This window comes from Acidovorax sp. 106, assembly GCF_003663825.1.
Classification (GTDB): Bacteria; Pseudomonadota; Gammaproteobacteria; order Burkholderiales; family Burkholderiaceae_C; genus Acidovorax.
This window is the reverse complement of the sequence record NZ_RCCC01000001.1, coordinates 902009-917335: the sequence shown is the minus strand read 5'-3', so window position 1 is coordinate 917335 and position 15327 is coordinate 902009. Positions and strand designations below refer to the sequence as shown.

Sequence of the window (15327 nt, the reverse complement as noted above, 5' to 3'; positions counted from 1 at the left end):
GAGTGGGCAAGTATTGATTGCTTGCGGTTGTAGGTCTGCCTCAAACAAACTGAGGTGGAGTTCAAACCAAAGGAGATCGTCTATGGGCCAACTTGTTTACGCCGCCAAAGTCACGCACATTCCCCGACTCATCATGTCGGAGCAGCCAGGGCCGCTGCACGGCTGCCGCCGTGATGCCACAGATGGATTATTGGAGGTGGGCCGCCAAATCACCGAAGCTGAGGCAGACACCGTCGTTATCTTGGACACGCACTGGCTGAGCAATGCTGCTTACCATGTCAACGGAGCGGCGCAATTTGACGGGGTTTTCACAAGCAGTGAGTTCCCGACGCAGTTGAGCGAGCTTCCCTACTCGTACCCGGGCAACCCTGGGTTGGCATTTGCCATGGCCCACTGCGCCAGTGCGGCGGGCGTCAAGACGATTGCGCATCAAAAGTCACACCTCGGGCTGGAGTACGGAACGCTTGTGCCGCTGCACTTCATGCAGCTCGACAAGAGCATCCGCATCATTTCGGTGTCTGGCTGGTGCGCATTCGCGACGATCGACGAAAGCCGCCGGGTGGGCGCCGCGTTTCGCCAAGCCATTGAAGCATCGGAAAACCGCGTTGCCCTGATCGCCAGCGGCTCGCTCTCCCACAGGATTCACGACAATCAGGACGTTCTGGACCGACCATACGAGATCAGCGACGAATTCAATCGGCAATGCGATCTGCGCACCCTGGAATTGTGGCAGGCCGGCCGCTGGGCCGAGTTCTCAGCAATGCTCCCGAGCTATGCCAAGGCGTGCACTGGCGAGGGATGGATGCACGACACGGCGATGCTGCTGGGCTCCCTGGGCTGGGCGAACTACAAGGCGCACGCCAACCTGGTCACGCCGTATTTTGTGGCTTCAGGGACGGGACAGGTTATCGCGCAGTTGCCCGTGGAGCCCGTGTCTGCCGAGCTTGAACAGCTTGCCACTGCTGAAGCCATTCTTTGAGAAACTCGGCAAACGCCTCTGCCGCCGGAGGCGATGCGCGCACCGTGGACCGGTAAATGCAGACCTGCCGGATCGCTTCTGGCTCTTTGACTCGCCGCATGACCAGGCCCAACGGCATGGCCATGACGGAGATATAGGCGGGCGCCAACGTCGCCGCCAGCCCTTGGGCCGCAATACCCAGGGCGGTGGAAACGTTGTCCACCACATCCACCGGAAACACCCGCGAACCCTCCGGGGCGTTGAGGCGCATTTGCGCAACGCTTCGCTCATGGTCGCGTCCGGCGGAAACGATGTGGGCGTTGCGCAGATCCGCCCATTTCAGGGACTTGCGCTGCGCCAAAGGGTGCGCAGGCGAGCACCACAGTACCCAGGGACTGTCAAAGACGGGGATGGCCTCAACGTGTTCGATGCCGCTGCGATCTGGCCCCACAGCCAAGTCCAGGTCGCCGCTGGCGACGCGATCCAAGAGGTCATCGACCGGGGTATCCCTGATGCGAATGACGACCTTCGGACGGGCTTCGCAGAAGGCTTTGATGGCGGCAGGAAGAATGGCCCCCGCAAGCACCAGGGGCGCGCCAACGCGCACGACCCCGGAGGCCCTGTTTCTGACGTCAGAGGCTGCAGATTCGGCCATGTGAACGTGTCTCAGCACTGATTTGACCGAGCCCAGAAAGTCTCTGCCAGCACTGGACAGCTCTACGCGCCTCGTGCTGCGATCAAACACACGAAAACCAATGGTGGACTCCAGCTCCGCAACGAGTTGACTGACCGCAGATGAAGACAGGCCCATCTGCTCGCTTGCAGCCGCAAAGCTGCGCATTTCAGCAACGCTGGAGAAGGCTTCGAACTGCCTGAGGGTGAACCGTGTGAGAGCCATGCGTGAATTTTGCGGCTTGCGCCTTGCGCTAGGTCAGATCAATTGGACACTTTTACTTATTAATTCACCACTATTTGTCGATTGTCAATCGCAATTCACAGCCAGATACTCCGGGCCTGCCATCAGCACCGACCAGGCCCATACCGTGAACCTCAGCCCCGCATTGCATGCATCGCTGGCGCGTCAGCTGCACGAGTCGCAGCGCACACGCTCCCAGCTTGAACAGTTCTCTCGTCTTCATCCCACCATGGATATCGAAGACAGCTATGCCATCCAGAGCGCCTGGATGGAACTGCGCAAACAGGATGGCCGCAAGGTCATCGGCCACAAGATCGGCTTGACCTCCCGGGCCATGCAGATCTCGTCCCAGATCACGGAGCCTGACTACGGGACGCTGCTCGACGACATGCTGATCGCTGACGGATCGGAAATTCGGACCGACCGCTTCATCCTGCCCCGCCTGGAGGTGGAGTTCGCGTTCATCCTCTCCAAGCCCCTCCAAGGGCCGGAGATCACCATGTTTGATGTTCTCAATGCGACCGACTATGTTGTCCCGGCGCTGGAACTCATTGATGCGCGCATCGAGCAGTTTGACCGGCACACCCGCTCGCCGCGCAAGGTGCTGGACACGATCGCGGACAACGCGGCCAATGGCGCCATCATTCTGGGTAGTCGCCCGATGCGCCCAAATGAGGTGGACTGGCGTTGGGCCGGTGCCCTGTTGTTCAAGAACGGGGTGATCGAGGAGTCGGGCCTCGGTGCGGCCGTACTCAACCACCCCGCCAACGGTGTCGCATGGCTGGCCAACCGGCTCGCGCCCTACGGGCAATCGCTCGCGGCTGGCGAAATCGTTCTGGGCGGCTCCTTCACGAGACCTGTCGCCTACGCAGTCGGCGATGTGTTCCATGCGGACTACGGTTCCCTGGGCTCGATCTCTGGGAGATTTGTATGACCCAGACGCCACGCAATACGTTCAAGGACGCACTTCAGGCGGGTCGCCAGCTTGCAGGCCTGTGGCTTGGGCTCGCAGATCCCTACGCAACGGAGGTGTGCGCGGGACTTGGCTACGACTGGCTGCTGATCGATGGAGAGCACGGCCCGAACGACCTGCGTTCTATGCTGGGCGGGCTTCAGGCGGCGGCGCCCTACGACACGGAGGCGGTCGTGCGTATTCCGCACGGCGATTCCGCGCTCATCAAACAAGTGCTGGAAATCGGCGCGCGCACCCTGCTGGTTCCGATGGTGGAGACCGCAGAAGCTGCAAGCGCGCTGGCGTCAGCGATGCGCTATCCGCCGCAGGGTATTCGCGGCGTGGGCAGCGGCCTGGCCCGGTCCTCTCGCTGGAGCCGGTATCCCAATTATCTGCACGAAGCCAATGACCGGGTCTGCCTCCTGGTTCAGGTCGAGACGGCGGATGCCCTCGCACAGCTGGATGCCATTGCGCAGGTCGAAGGTGTGGACGGCGTGTTCATCGGCCCTGCCGATCTGTCTGCGTCCATGGGCTACCTGGGGCAGCCATCGCACCCTGATGTCAAGGCTGCCATCGAGAAGGCCATTCAGACCATACGCTCGCACGGCAAGGCGGCCGGCATCCTCTGCACCGACGAAGCCCTGGCGCGCCACTACACCTCGGCGGGTGCGCAGTTTGTCGCCATCGGGGTCGATACGACGCTGCTTTCGCAGGCTGCCCGGGCCTTGCTGCAACGCTATCGCAACGACCTTGCGCCTACCGGCCCCGAGGTGCGCAATGGGTACTGAGCTGCACACGGCGCTGCGTGCCGCATTTGCCGGACGCCTCTTCATGGAGGCGGGGGAGATGGCGCCGTTCCTCACGGACTGGCGTGGCAAATGGACCGGGACTGCGTTGGCGGTGGTGCAACCCGACAGCCCCCAGGACGTAGCGCACGTCATGCGGTGGTGCCATGAACGGCGCATTCCGGTGGTGCCCCAAGGCGGCAACACCGGACTGTCCGGCGGGGCCACGCCCGACGCATCGGGCCGCTCCGTTGTTCTGTCGCTGTCTCGGCTCCAGAGCGTCCGCTCGGTTGATCTCCAGAACAACACCGTCACCGTCGATGCGGGCGTCACACTGCTGGCGCTCCAGGAGGCCGCACAGGCACAAGGCCGGATGTTCCCGCTGAGCCTGGCCGCCGAGGGGAGCTGCACCATCGGCGGCAACCTGGCCAGCAACGCCGGGGGCGTGCAGGTGCTCCGCTACGGCAACGCGCGAGAGCTTTGCCTGGGGCTGGAGGTGGTGACGGCAGAGGGTGAGCTGTGGAACGGCCTTCGGGGTCTGCGCAAGGACAACACCGGCTATGACCTGCGCGATCTGTACATCGGTAGCGAAGGCACGCTCGGCATCATCACGGGCGCAACCCTGAAGCTCTTCCCCCCGCCAAGGTCTCAGGTCGTCGCATGCATGGCAGTGCCTGCCCCCGCACAAGCGGTCGAGCTGCTGACCTTCGCGCAGGCGCGCCTGGGTGCCGCGCTCACCGCGTTCGAGTTGATGAGCGACACCTGCCTGCAACTGGTCGAGAAGCATGTTCCGGGAAGCCGCATTCCGTTTGCAGAGCGCAGTCCGTGGTACGTGCTGCTGGAGCTGTCCGGGGAGCTGGATGACGCGCAGGCCACCTCCAGCATGGAGTCGCTGCTGGAGGCTGCGTTCGACCAGTCTTTGATCACAGACGCAGCGCTGTCTTCCAACTTGTCGCAGTTGCAGACCCTGTGGGCGCTGCGCGAGAACATCTCCGAGGCGCAAGGAGCCGAAGGCAAAACCATCAAGCACGACATTTCGCTGCCTGCGTCGCGCATTGCCGAGTTCATTGGGTCCACCGATGCGGCCATCCGGGCGCAGTCCAGTGGGGTCCGCCTCGTGGTCTTTGGCCATTTGGGCGACGGAAACCTGCACTACAACCTGTCTCCTGTCGAGGGTGCCTCCCCCGCAGAATTTCTGGCACTGGAGCCAGCGATGAATCGATTGGTTCACGACGCAGTGCATGCGCGTGGCGGCTCCATCTCTGCAGAGCACGGGCTCGGCGTGCTCCGCCGCGACGAGTCGGCTCGCTACAAGTCGCCCGTGGAGATCGACCTGATGCGCCGCATCAAAGCTGCGCTCGATCCGCATGGCTTGCTCAACCCCGGCAAGTTGCTGCCCTGATCGTCTTCTTCTTTTTCCAACATGGATGGGAATCCCAATGAATAGCGCACCCCTGGTCGTGGCCGGCATCCCCGTTTCACCAGACCACTACATCGACGGCCAAAGAATAGGTTCTACCGAAACCTTCGAGCTGCATTGCCCGATTGACCAACACTTGCTGGGCCAAGTGTCGGAAGGTCTTGCCGAGCATGTGGACCAGGCGATTCAGGCGGCGCAACGCGCATTTTCGGCCTGGGCAGCGCTGGGGGCCGAGGGCCGCAAGCCCTATCTGGACCGGTTTGCTGAAGAGATTGGCAAGCGAGCAGACGCCTTGTGCCAGCTGGAAAGCAACGATGCAGGGGTGCTCCTCTCGCGCATGCGCCACGGCGTGGCCCCACGCGCCATGCTGAATATCAAGTGGTTTGCGGAACGTGCGCTGGGGCTGCAAGATCGCACGCTGGAAACGGAGCAAGCCACCCATCTGGTTCGGCATGACCCGGCGGGCGTGGTTGCCATCATCACCCCGTGGAACGCGCCGCTCATGCTGTCCACCTGGAAGTTGGGCCCCGCACTGGCATCGGGCAATACCTGTGTGCTCAAGCCACCAGAGTGGGCGCCCTTGACCTGTTCGCTGCTGGCCGATGCGGCCCACGCTGCGGGCCTGCCCCCTGGTGTGTTCAACGTGGTGCAAGGAAGCGGCGCAAAGACCGGCGCCAAGCTGGTCAGCGACCCGCGCCTTGCTCGGATCTCGTTCACGGGCTCGGTGCCTACCGCAAAATGGATCGCGGGGGCTGCCGGTGCCAACTTGGTGCCGTGCAGCCTGGAGTTGGGGGGCAAGAGCGCCTTCATCGTGCTGGAAGACGCCGATATCGACAGCGCTGCAGCCACCGGGGCTCTCATGTACCGAAACGCCGGCCAGGTGTGTCTGGCTGGCACCCGCTTCCTGGTGCACCAGACGATCGCCGACCGCTACATCGCGGCGCTGCGCGGCTATGTGGAGAAGCTCAACATTGGCGACCCGCGTGACGAAGCGACGGAGGTGGGGCCGCTGATTCATCCCCGGCAGCTGGAACGTGTCGCCGCGTTTGTGGACCGGGCCGTGGCCGGTGGCGCACGCGTGCTGTGGGGCGGCGCTCGCCATCCATTCGGCGCGCAGTACTACCAGCCCACCATGCTGACCGACCTGCGCCAGGACGACGAGATCGTGCAGAACGAGGTGTTTGGTCCAGTGCTCACGCTGCAGACCTTCAGCTCCGATGAAGAAGCCATCGAGATGGCGAACGGCACCGACTACGGCCTTGGGGGCGTGTGCTACGGCGAGCAGGGGCACGCCGTGGCTGTGGCCGAGCGAGTCCGCACCGGCTTTATCTGGGTCAACAGCTTCGGCATCCGCGATCTGGCGGCGCCGTTTGGTGGGATCAAGCGCTCAGGGGTCGGCCGTGAAGGCGGCGAGTGGAGCTTCGAGTTCTTCTGCGATGTCAAGGACGTGGTCATTCCTAAAAGGCCTTTCAAGGCCAGCTTCAGCCACCGTTGAGTTTCAGCCGGGTTTGTCGCATCACAAGGAGACAACAATGAACAACGAGAACACATCCCGGCGCCAGCTTCTCATGGGTTGCGCAGCGCTTGGCTTTGGCGGCATAGCGCTCAGCGGATGCGCGTCATCGACGGCCACGGCGATTGCCAATGCCACGGGAGATACCCCCATCGCGACCGTGGCACAGGGGAAGCTGGCCGGCCGGAGGCAAGGGCCAGTGCTGTCTTTCCAGCGCATCCCTTACGCAGCCAATCCGTACCTGGAGGCCAACCGGTTCAAGGCACCCCAGCCTGTGACCGCATGGACGGGCGTTCGCGATGCGTCCAGCGCAGGGCCCATGCCTCCCCAGCCTTCTCGCGGAGCCGATGGAGGCATGTCGGGCGCTGCTGACGATTTGACGCTGAACATCTGGGCCCCCGCCGACGCCCGGGGCGCGCCGGTCCTGGTCTGGTTGCCTGGTGGCGCCTTCTATCGCGTGGACGCTGGTGAGTCGTGGTACGACGGCAGCGCCTATGCCCGCGCAGGTGTGGTGGTGGTGACCGTCAATTACCGCGTGGGCATCGACGGATTCATGTGGGTCGAAGGCATGCCGCCCAACCGGGGCTTTCTGGACCAGATAGCTGCCCTCCAATGGGTGCGGCAGAACATCGCGGCCTTCGGGGGGGATGCCGCCAACGTCACCCTGGCCGGGCAGTCTGCCGGAGCCCAGAGTGTGATGGCCCTGATGGGCATGCCTGCAGCAAAAGGGCTGTTCCACAAAGCCATCGCACAGAGCCCACCACAGAACCACTTGACCCCTGAGCAGGCCCGCCGTATCGCGGTGGCGACCGCCGCAACGCTGGGTGTAGAGCCCACGGCCAAAGCGCTGGCCGGTGTGCCACTGGCCGCGCTCGTCGCGGGCGCGGAGCGCATGGTGGCCGACTTGCGCGACCGGGCCAAGTGGGGCGGTATCGGCGGTCAGCCCCCCTACCTGCCCGTGGTGGACGGCACGCTGCTCACAGACCCTCCGCTGGCCTCGCTAACCCGGCATGCGCACACAGCAATTCCGCTGCTGATCGGCAGCACCGACGACGAAGCCCGCTTGTACCTGGTGCCTGGCGGCGCCATTGATCGGATCTCAGTACAGGCATTCGCGGGTGTGCTGGGAGGGGCTGGTCTGACTTCCAACGCGCCGAATGTCTACGCCCAAGTGCGTACCAGCGCATCACCCGGCGACATGCTGGCGGCGCTGGAGTCCGACAGCACGTTCCGCATGCCAGCGCAGCGCTACGCAGAAAACCGGGTCGCAGCAGGCGCTCCGACCTGGAACTACCAGTTTGCGTGGCAATCGCCGGGTTTTGGCGGCCGGCTGGGCGCCGCCCATGTGGTGGATGTGCCTTACGTCTTCAACACCCTGGCCAGCACGCAGGCCGGCCCCTTCCTGGGAGGTCAGGGCCACCAGCCGCTGGCAGACACCATGTTTGGGCACTGGCTGCGATTCGTCAAAACCGGCGATCCTGGATGGGCACGCTACGACCTCGCCACCCGCCCGACCATGCGTTTTGACACCCGCTCTGCGGTGGTTGCCGATCCCCTGGCGGACCGGCGGCAACTGTGGGCAGGCAAGAAATTCAACTGATCTGCTGCCTGGATGGCCGCTTCTAGGAGACTCTCGATGGGAAAAATCGTTGGCGCCGCCGTGGTGTCGCACCACCCTGGCCTGATGCAGTGCGAAGAGTTTCGCGTGCTGCAAGGTGCAGGGTCAGACTCCGACCTGATCTCGGGATATGCCCGACTTCGGGAGCGGATCAAGGCAGTGAAACCAGATGCCGTACTGATCTTCGATTCGCACTGGTTCACCACAGGCTACCACCTAGTGGATGGGGGTGAGAAGTTCGAGGGTAGCTATATCTCGGACGAAATGCCCTGGTATCTGAATGGCATTCCCTACAGCTACCTGGGCTGCCCTGACCTCGCCGTCCAGGTGGAAGCTGTTTCGCGGGAACGGAAAGGTTACGTGCGTAACATCCGCCATCCCGAACTGGGAAAGCAGTACGCAACGATCAACCTGGTCAAGCACCTGCACATGGAATTGAGCAAGACCCCGGTCCTGACCGTCAGCTCTTGCCAGAACTGCGAGTGGCCTCAGTTCCTCCAATCGGGCGAAGACATCGGCGAAGCCATTCGCCGAAGCGACCTCAATGTGGTGCTGCTCGCCTCGGGGGCGCTCAGCCACAAGTTCAACGGCATTGATTGGCGCCCGAACCACCCACGCATCTTCCACGAAAGCAATGTGTCTCGTCCCGAGAACATTGAAAGCGACAAGGCGGCCATTGAACTCATGCGCCAGGGGCGCCATGACGAGATCCTCGCGCGTTGGGACGACGACTACCGTCGCAAACCATGGGAGGCGTTTGGAGCGCACTACCTGCAGATGCTCGGAGCCATGGGCGGTGCCGCCTGCCGCGCCAAAGGCGAGCCGCTGTCAGCCTACGAAAACGCTCGCGGCACCGGAAACATTCACGTCTGGTTCGATGTCTCGGAGGCAGCAAGCCAAGGCGATGCCGATGCAGCGGGCCAGCTCGCTGCCGCCTGATGCCTCCCGCCCCGTCACCACCACCAACACATTGAGCACCATGAATTTCGAGTTTCCCATCTCCGATGTACCCTCCGTCATGCGCGGCCCCCGGGTTGAGCGCCGTCGCGCTTTGGTGGGCGGCAGCGCATTTTGGGGAACCCTGATCGAGGGTGGTCCCGATGCAGGCCGCTTGCAGCTTGACGACGGCCGGGTGCTGGACGCCCAGGCGCTGAACTACCTGCCGCCCGTCAACCCCAGTAAGATCATTGCCGTCCATATCTCGTACAGCTCGCGCAGCTACGAGACGCGCCAAAAAAACAAGCCAACAGAGTCGCCGACGTATTTCACCAAGCCGCCCACTTCGCTGAACGGGCATAGGGGTCAAATCCTCAAACCGGCCGATTGCCAGTACCTGAACTACGAGGGCGAATACGGCGTGGTGATCGGCAAGACCTGCCGCAACGTCACACCTGATGAGGCATGGGGCTACATCGAAGGTTTCTGCCCCGCACTCGACATGGGTCTGCAGAACTTTCGCGATACCGACCAGGGATCGATGCTGCGTGTGAAGGGCGCGGACACGCTGTTGCCCATCGGCCCTGGATTGGTGCGCGGGGTCAACCTGTTTGAGCAAACCCTTCGAACCTATGTGAACGGCCTGGTCGTTCAGGAAGCCCACATCGGCGAAGAAACCATCTGGGGCCCCCATTACGTCATCGCCGATCTTGCGCGTCACATCACGCTGGTGGCTGGCGACGTGATCCTGATGGGAACCCCTTGCCACTCGCGATCCGTAGATCCCGGCGATTTCGTCGAGTGCGAGATCACCGGTATCGGCCGGGTGGCAGGAACGGTGGTGGAAATTGCGGCTCCTCGCGCCAGCGCACTGGGCGTGGGGCATCAACCCACCGATACGGCAGAGGTTCGGCGCGTGGCGCTGGGATTCGACGAGCGTGTACCAGACCGCTTCAAGCAGAACCTCGCCGAGGCCAGAAAGAGCAAGAAGGGCTGAGCTCTTGCATCCACTCAACGCCTTACGCAAGGAGACATATCCAATGAAAACACGTCGACAACTGATCTCGCAGATGGCATGGGGCCTGGCCGCCACCGCCGTACCTTTTGCAGCCCGTGCGAACACGCTGGAGAGCGCCAAGATCATTGCCGGTTTCGCGCCCGGCGGAACGATCGATACTGAAGCCCGCCGTGTCGCCGCTCACCTGGCCGGAACCTATGCCAAGGCGGTCGTCGTTGACAACCGCCCGGGTGCCGGGGGGCAAATTGCGATCTCCGCCTTGAAGGCCTCGCCCGCCGATGGCAGCACCTTGCTGGTGACGCCGATGTCGATGCTCGGCATCTACCCCCATACCTACAAGAAGCTGCCTTACGACCCGCTTGTGGATCTGACGCCAGTGTCAACGGCCGTGCAGGTGGACATGGGTTTTGCCGTGGGCCCCCTGGTTCCCGCCTCCGTCACCACGGTCCCCGAATTTCTTGCCTGGTGCAATGCCAATCCGACACAGGCGAACTTCGGCTCCCCCGCGCCCGGCTCTGTCCCCCACTTCGTCGGGGTGCTCATCGGACGTGCGGGCAAGGTGGATCTGCGCCACATCGGCTTCCGTGGCACGCAGCCAGCCATCATGGATCTGGTGGGTGGGCAGATTGCAGCCGTGTCAGCGCCCGTGGGCGAGTTTCTGCCCCACCTGCCTGGCGGCAAGTTGCGAGTCCTTGCGACCAGTGGCGCCGCGCGCAACAAGTTCGTCCCGCAAGTCGCCACTCTGGCCGAGCAAGGGTACAAGTCGCTGGTCTATGGCGAGTGGCACGGTTTCTTCCTGCCCGGCAAGGCCAGCGCGGCTGTGGTCAACCAGGCCAACGCCGAAATCCGCAAGGCGCTTGGTGCGAAAGACGTTGTGGACGGGCTCGCGGCCATGGGCCTCGAAGTCCGCGCCTCCTCGCCCGAGGAACTCGCGGCAGCGTTGAAGGCCGATCTGGAGCGTTGGGGCCCCATCGTCAAATCCATCGGTTTCACGGCCGATGCTTGAGTCGCCATCGCACCTCGCCTCCAGTCTCTACGCCCTGAAACTGCAAACGGTTTGCATCGTCGGGGCGGGGGCGATTGGCAGTCTCATTGGTGCATCCACGGGGCCACGGGGAATGTGCGGGTAGGCACGGAACAGCAGTAACACTTCGCGCCGTCGCGGTGGGAACTTTTCCATGGTTTCTCCCCCCCCGCGTCAGCACGCGCGGCTGTGCCAGGATGAATTCACTGGACGGCGCAGTCAGAGGTGTGCCGATGGTGGCGGGCGTGCGGACCCATTCCTGCGCCACCTTGCGGCGGCGTGCTTCGTCGAAGCACAGGTTGCGGGCCACGCGAAGGAGCAGGGTGCGGGGCGATTCGATGCTGCCGTTGTTCTTGGCCTCATCCGATACTGCATCGCTGGTGGAGCCGGTACGGCCGGCGCCCAGCGACTTCCTGGCCTGTGCGAACACCTGCTTGAAGCTCGTCTGTGCGATGTCGGCCGCATAGTGAGAGTCCCTCAAGTCGCGAGTGAGCTGCCGACGCAAGTCCGCATAGTGAGCTACCAGTTCCTGAACGAGGTCACTCATCCGGCCGCCTTCTCGCAAGCATGGACGATAGGCCCTGGAAATCGGCCGCGGGTCATGCAGGCAAGTCATCGCCTTCTACGGAGAAGGAACGATGAAGCTGCGTTGCTGGCACTGCGCTTCGGTGATTTTGGGGTATTAATAAGAATTGTTCCTATTAAGTGTGTCGCCAAGCCTGTGTCCAGGGAGCAAAGAACAGCCGTCGCGCGCGGCACGCGCTGGGCCGCCCGCGTTGGCTGACCCGGCAGCCGCGCAATCGCATTCTCCAGCGCCTGGGCGATCTCTTCAGAACCTCTGTTCAAGATTTTTCATGGTCTCATAAGCATCCCGATTGCGTTCCAAAGCGATGATCCCCTGGAAGATCGCAAACAGGCTCTTGGAGCCGTACCTTGCGACGTCTTTGCTCCCCACTCCTTTCATCTTGCAGAGCCAAAGAAACGGGAAGAAGGCCATCTGGCAGGTTGTTGGGAGGTACGGTAAGCAAGTACCAGCAGCGGTGATGACGCGCCTTGCACTGGACCGTGCACTGCCAGCCAGAGGATAGACAGGGTGTGTGAGGCGCATCGGCAACGGCAGTGCCCACGCGAGTTGCTGTTTTCCAGCGTGATGATGCTGGTTACGCTGGGGCTGCCGCCTTCGCTGCATGCCGCTGCACTCAAGATGACCGATCGCCTGCTGGTGTCTCTGGCGGCGCTGTAAACCAAGGTCAAACACATGGAACCCGCCCTGCTGCAGGCATTGGTACGGGGCAGTGCCCAGCGCTTTTGAGATGCCGTGCTCACCGCCGTGCTCCCTCTCCTTCGCTTTGATTAGGGAACCATCGGTGGTGCAAGCGGCCCAATAGCTTGCGCAATTCGCTGTACCACAGCACACCACTGGCCATTGCTATGCAAGTCAGCCATTGGTTGGCCGAAAGTGGCGTCGTTCCAAACGCCACGTTGAGTATTCCCACGTGTACCACAGCAACCTGCAATGCGGCCGATAGCGAGACTGCGCCCCATAGCCATACGTTCGTGAACAGCCCCTCGAAGGCGCTAGCGGTAGCTGAACGGGCGTTGAAGCAGTTGAACAAGTGCGCTATCACAAGCACCGTGAAACCCGCCGTCCGAGAGGTGGTGATGTCCAGTGACCCCGCGATCAGACCACCGGGCAGGTACAGGTCCATCGTCAGTAGCACCAGCATGGCGACCACTAAGCCGATCCCGCAGATGTCGATCCACATGCGGCCAGCAATCACGCGCTCGCTGCGTGGGCGCGGCTTGCTTGCCATCACATTGCTGTTGGCCGGGTCCAGTCCCATGGCCATTGCAGGCCATGAATCGGTGACCAGGTTGAGCCACAGGATTTGTGTGGCAAGCAGTGGCAAGACCATGGCGCTGCCCGGGTCTACGAGACCGATCACGCCCGCGCCCACCACGCCCAGGAACACCGTGAGAACCTCTCCCATGTTGGAAGACAGCAGGTAACGCAGGAACTTGCGGATGTTCTCGAAAATCGTACGGCCTTCGCGCACGGCCTGCACGATGGTGGCGAAGTTGTCGTCGGCCAGCACCATGCGAGCCGCCTGTTTGGTCACGTCGGTGCCAGTCAGACCCATGGCGATGCCGATGTCGGCAGCCTTGAGCGCGGGGGCGTCGTTCACCCCGTCGCCCGTCATGGCCACGATCTCGCCGCTGGCTTGCAAGGCCGCTACCACGCTCAGTTTGTGCCGCGGTGAAACGCGTGCGTACACGTTGGTCACGCGGACTGCGGCAGCCAACGCCTTGGCATCCAGAGCGTCCAGGTCCAGCCCTGTAAGCACCCGTTCGCCGGTCTTGGCGATGCCCAGGTCGGTGGCAATGCGCGCCGCCGTGCGTGGGTGGTCACCGGTGATCATGACGACCCGGATGCCAGCGCGGTGGGCCTCTCGGATAGCGAGCATGGCCTCCTCGCGTGGTGGGTCGATCATGCCCACGGTGCCGACGTAAACCAGTCCCACCTCGAGCGCATCGCCGGACTGGGCATCTTCTTGCGGCGCGAGCGGGCGGTATGCCACCCCCAGCGGGCGCAACGCGGCGTCTGACAACCCATCCACATCAGCCAGAATTTTCATACGGGCGGCAGCGTTCAGGGCTTGCAGCCCCGTGCCTACGCGCTGGTGTGTGCAGTGTGCCAGCAGCACGTCCGGCGCGCCCTTGCTGAGTAGCCGCAGGCCTGTGCCTGGTGGGGCATCTCGCACAATGACCGACATCATCTTGCGCTCCGATGTGAACGGGATCTCGGTGACGCGTTGCGCGGGTTGCTCGCTGACGGTCGTTCCGGGAACCAGCTTGCGCTCCGCCACTAGGAAGGCCGCATCGGTGGGGTCACCCTGGATTTGCCAGGCACCGTCTTGTGCCTGTAGCAGCGAGGCGTTGCCCGCCTGACTTCCGCCCTGAAGCACCATGGCCTGCTCATCGTAAAGGGTGCCTGCTGTCAACGCAGTGCCCTGCCATTGCACCTGGCCCGTTGGGGCATAGCCCGCGCCTGTGACCTGTGTGGCGCCCGAAGCCGTCACGATGCGCTCGATGCTCATTTCTGCGCGGGTCAGGGTGCCGGTCTTGTCCGAGCATATGACCGATGCGCAGCCCAGTGTCTCTACGGAAGAGAGGTTTCGCACGATGGCCTTGCGCCGCGCCATGCGCTGCACGCCCAGCGCCAACACCACCGAGAGAATGGCTGGCAGCCCCTCAGGCACCGCAGCCACCGCCAGCGAAACGCCGAGCAATAGCACCTCTATCCAGCTGGCCAGGTCGGTAGGCGGTGTCATCAGGACGATGGTGAGCACCACTACCGCCGCGATGGCCAGCACCCCGATGCCCAGCACGCGTCCGATGTGGGAGATCTCCGTTTGCAGTGGCGTGGGCTTTTCTTGCGTGGTGTCCAGCAGGTGGGCGATGTGGCCGATCTCGGTGTCCATGGCGGTGGCGGTGACCACCGCACGGCCTGTGCCTTGCGCGACCGTGGTGCCTTTGAAGACCATACACAGCCGGTCGCCCAGGGGCGCGTCGGCCTGCAGGGCAGCTGGGTCTTTGAGAACCGCCTGGCTCTCGCCGGTGAGCGAGGACTCCTGCGTGCGCAGGGCTGCTGCCCAGGTCAAGCGTGCATCGGCACCCACAGCATCGCCTTCGCCCAACACCAGCAGGTCGCCGCACACCAGATCCTCGCTGCGCACGCGCTGCAGTCGGCCGTCGCGCAGGACGTTGGCGCTCACCGCCGTCATGTTCACCAGTGCTGCGACGGCTTGGCGCGCCCTGGCCTGCTGCACGAAGCCCAGCACGCCGTTGAGCAAAGCCACCAGCGCCACCACCAGCGCATCCACGGGCCATCCCGTTGCGCCATCGATCCTCCATGCCGCCAGCGCAACAACGATGGCGCCCAGCAGCAGGTAAATGAGCGGGTCGTTGAACTGAGACAGCAATAGGCGCCAGGCGGGCTGCGGTGGCGTAGCGCGCAACTGGTTCGGCCCGTCCTGGCGCAGGCGCTCCGATGCATCCTGTGCGCTCAAGCCTTTGTCTGCGTCGCTGGCCAGGGCCTGGAGTACTGCGGCGGCCGACAGTCGGGACGGATCGCGCAAGGGGCGCTGTGTGGGAGCTTTCATGAGGGCGGGTGTGTACGTCCTCGC

Annotated in this window: 12 protein-coding genes and 1 pseudogene; 10 read left to right on the top strand and 3 right to left on the bottom strand. The window is 63.4% G+C overall.

The window, feature by feature from the left end; all coding sequences use genetic code 11:
- Nucleotides 1-82 precede the first annotated feature (82 nt).
- Nucleotides 83-979 (top strand): 3,4-dihydroxyphenylacetate 2,3-dioxygenase, encoded by an 897-nt coding sequence (hpaD, locus tag C8C98_RS04055; RefSeq protein WP_121453236.1) that lies wholly within the window; start codon nt 83-85, stop codon nt 977-979.
- Here the strand turns inward: hpaD and C8C98_RS04050 are convergent.
- Nucleotides 906-1856, bottom strand: coding sequence for a LysR family transcriptional regulator (locus C8C98_RS04050; protein WP_121453235.1), 951 nt, complete (start codon nt 1854-1856; stop codon nt 906-908). The two genes, hpaD and C8C98_RS04050, sit on opposite strands and share 74 nt — an antisense overlap.
- Nucleotides 1857-2001: 145 nt before the next feature.
- Between C8C98_RS04050 and hpaH the strand changes: the two genes are divergently transcribed.
- From hpaH to C8C98_RS04010, 8 genes are read left to right on the top strand one after another with little or no spacing between them, the layout of a single operon-like run.
- Nucleotides 2002-2808, top strand: a complete 807-nt coding sequence (gene hpaH / locus C8C98_RS04045) for a 2-oxo-hept-4-ene-1,7-dioate hydratase (protein ID WP_233574447.1) — start codon at nt 2002-2004, stop codon at nt 2806-2808.
- Nucleotides 2805-3614 carry a 4-hydroxy-2-oxoheptanedioate aldolase gene (gene hpaI / locus C8C98_RS04040; RefSeq protein WP_121453233.1) on the top strand — a complete coding sequence of 270 codons (810 nt, stop codon included), beginning with the start codon at nt 2805-2807 and terminating at the stop codon, nt 3612-3614. The genes hpaH and hpaI overlap by 4 nt, the downstream gene beginning before the upstream one ends.
- Complete coding sequence (locus C8C98_RS04035; RefSeq protein WP_121453232.1) at nt 3604-5013, top strand: FAD-binding oxidoreductase; 1410 nt, start codon at nt 3604-3606, stop codon at nt 5011-5013. The genes hpaI and C8C98_RS04035 overlap by 11 nt, the downstream gene beginning before the upstream one ends.
- Before the next feature lie 37 nt (nt 5014-5050).
- Nucleotides 5051-6526: an aldehyde dehydrogenase family protein gene (locus tag C8C98_RS04030; protein WP_121453231.1), complete on the top strand. Its 1476-nt coding sequence runs from the start codon at nt 5051-5053 to the stop codon at nt 6524-6526.
- 37 nt (nt 6527-6563) lie between these two features.
- Nucleotides 6564-8144, top strand: coding sequence for a carboxylesterase/lipase family protein (locus tag C8C98_RS04025; protein WP_233574446.1), 1581 nt, complete (start codon nt 6564-6566; stop codon nt 8142-8144).
- A 36-nt stretch (nt 8145-8180) separates the two neighbouring features.
- Entirely contained in the window at nt 8181-9101 is a 921-nt protein-coding gene (locus C8C98_RS04020) for an extradiol ring-cleavage dioxygenase (RefSeq protein WP_121453230.1), read from the top strand.
- 40 nt (nt 9102-9141) lie between these two features.
- Nucleotides 9142-10095 (top strand): fumarylacetoacetate hydrolase family protein, encoded by a 954-nt coding sequence (locus tag C8C98_RS04015; RefSeq protein WP_121456009.1) that lies wholly within the window; start codon nt 9142-9144, stop codon nt 10093-10095.
- A 43-nt stretch (nt 10096-10138) separates the two neighbouring features.
- The gene (locus C8C98_RS04010; RefSeq protein WP_121453229.1) at nt 10139-11122 is read left to right on the top strand and encodes a Bug family tripartite tricarboxylate transporter substrate binding protein; all 984 of its coding nucleotides are present in this window, start codon (nt 10139-10141) and stop codon (nt 11120-11122) included.
- Here the strand turns inward: C8C98_RS04010 and C8C98_RS04005 are convergent.
- Nucleotides 11106-11687 (bottom strand): RNA polymerase sigma factor, encoded by a 582-nt coding sequence (locus C8C98_RS04005; protein ID WP_199726545.1) that lies wholly within the window; start codon nt 11685-11687, stop codon nt 11106-11108. The two genes, C8C98_RS04010 and C8C98_RS04005, sit on opposite strands and share 17 nt — an antisense overlap.
- Nucleotides 11688-12183: 496 nt before the next feature.
- Between C8C98_RS04005 and C8C98_RS21975 the strand changes: the two are divergent.
- Nucleotides 12184-12446: pseudogene (locus tag C8C98_RS21975) on the top strand (IS4 family transposase); the annotation flags it as partial.
- Between the two features lie 16 nt (nt 12447-12462).
- On the opposite strand, the gene C8C98_RS04000 reads toward C8C98_RS21975, so the two are convergent.
- A complete protein-coding gene (locus tag C8C98_RS04000; protein WP_121453228.1) occupies nt 12463-15303 on the bottom strand; it encodes a cation-translocating P-type ATPase in 2841 nt (946 codons plus the stop codon).
- Nucleotides 15304-15327: the final 24 nt, after the last annotated feature.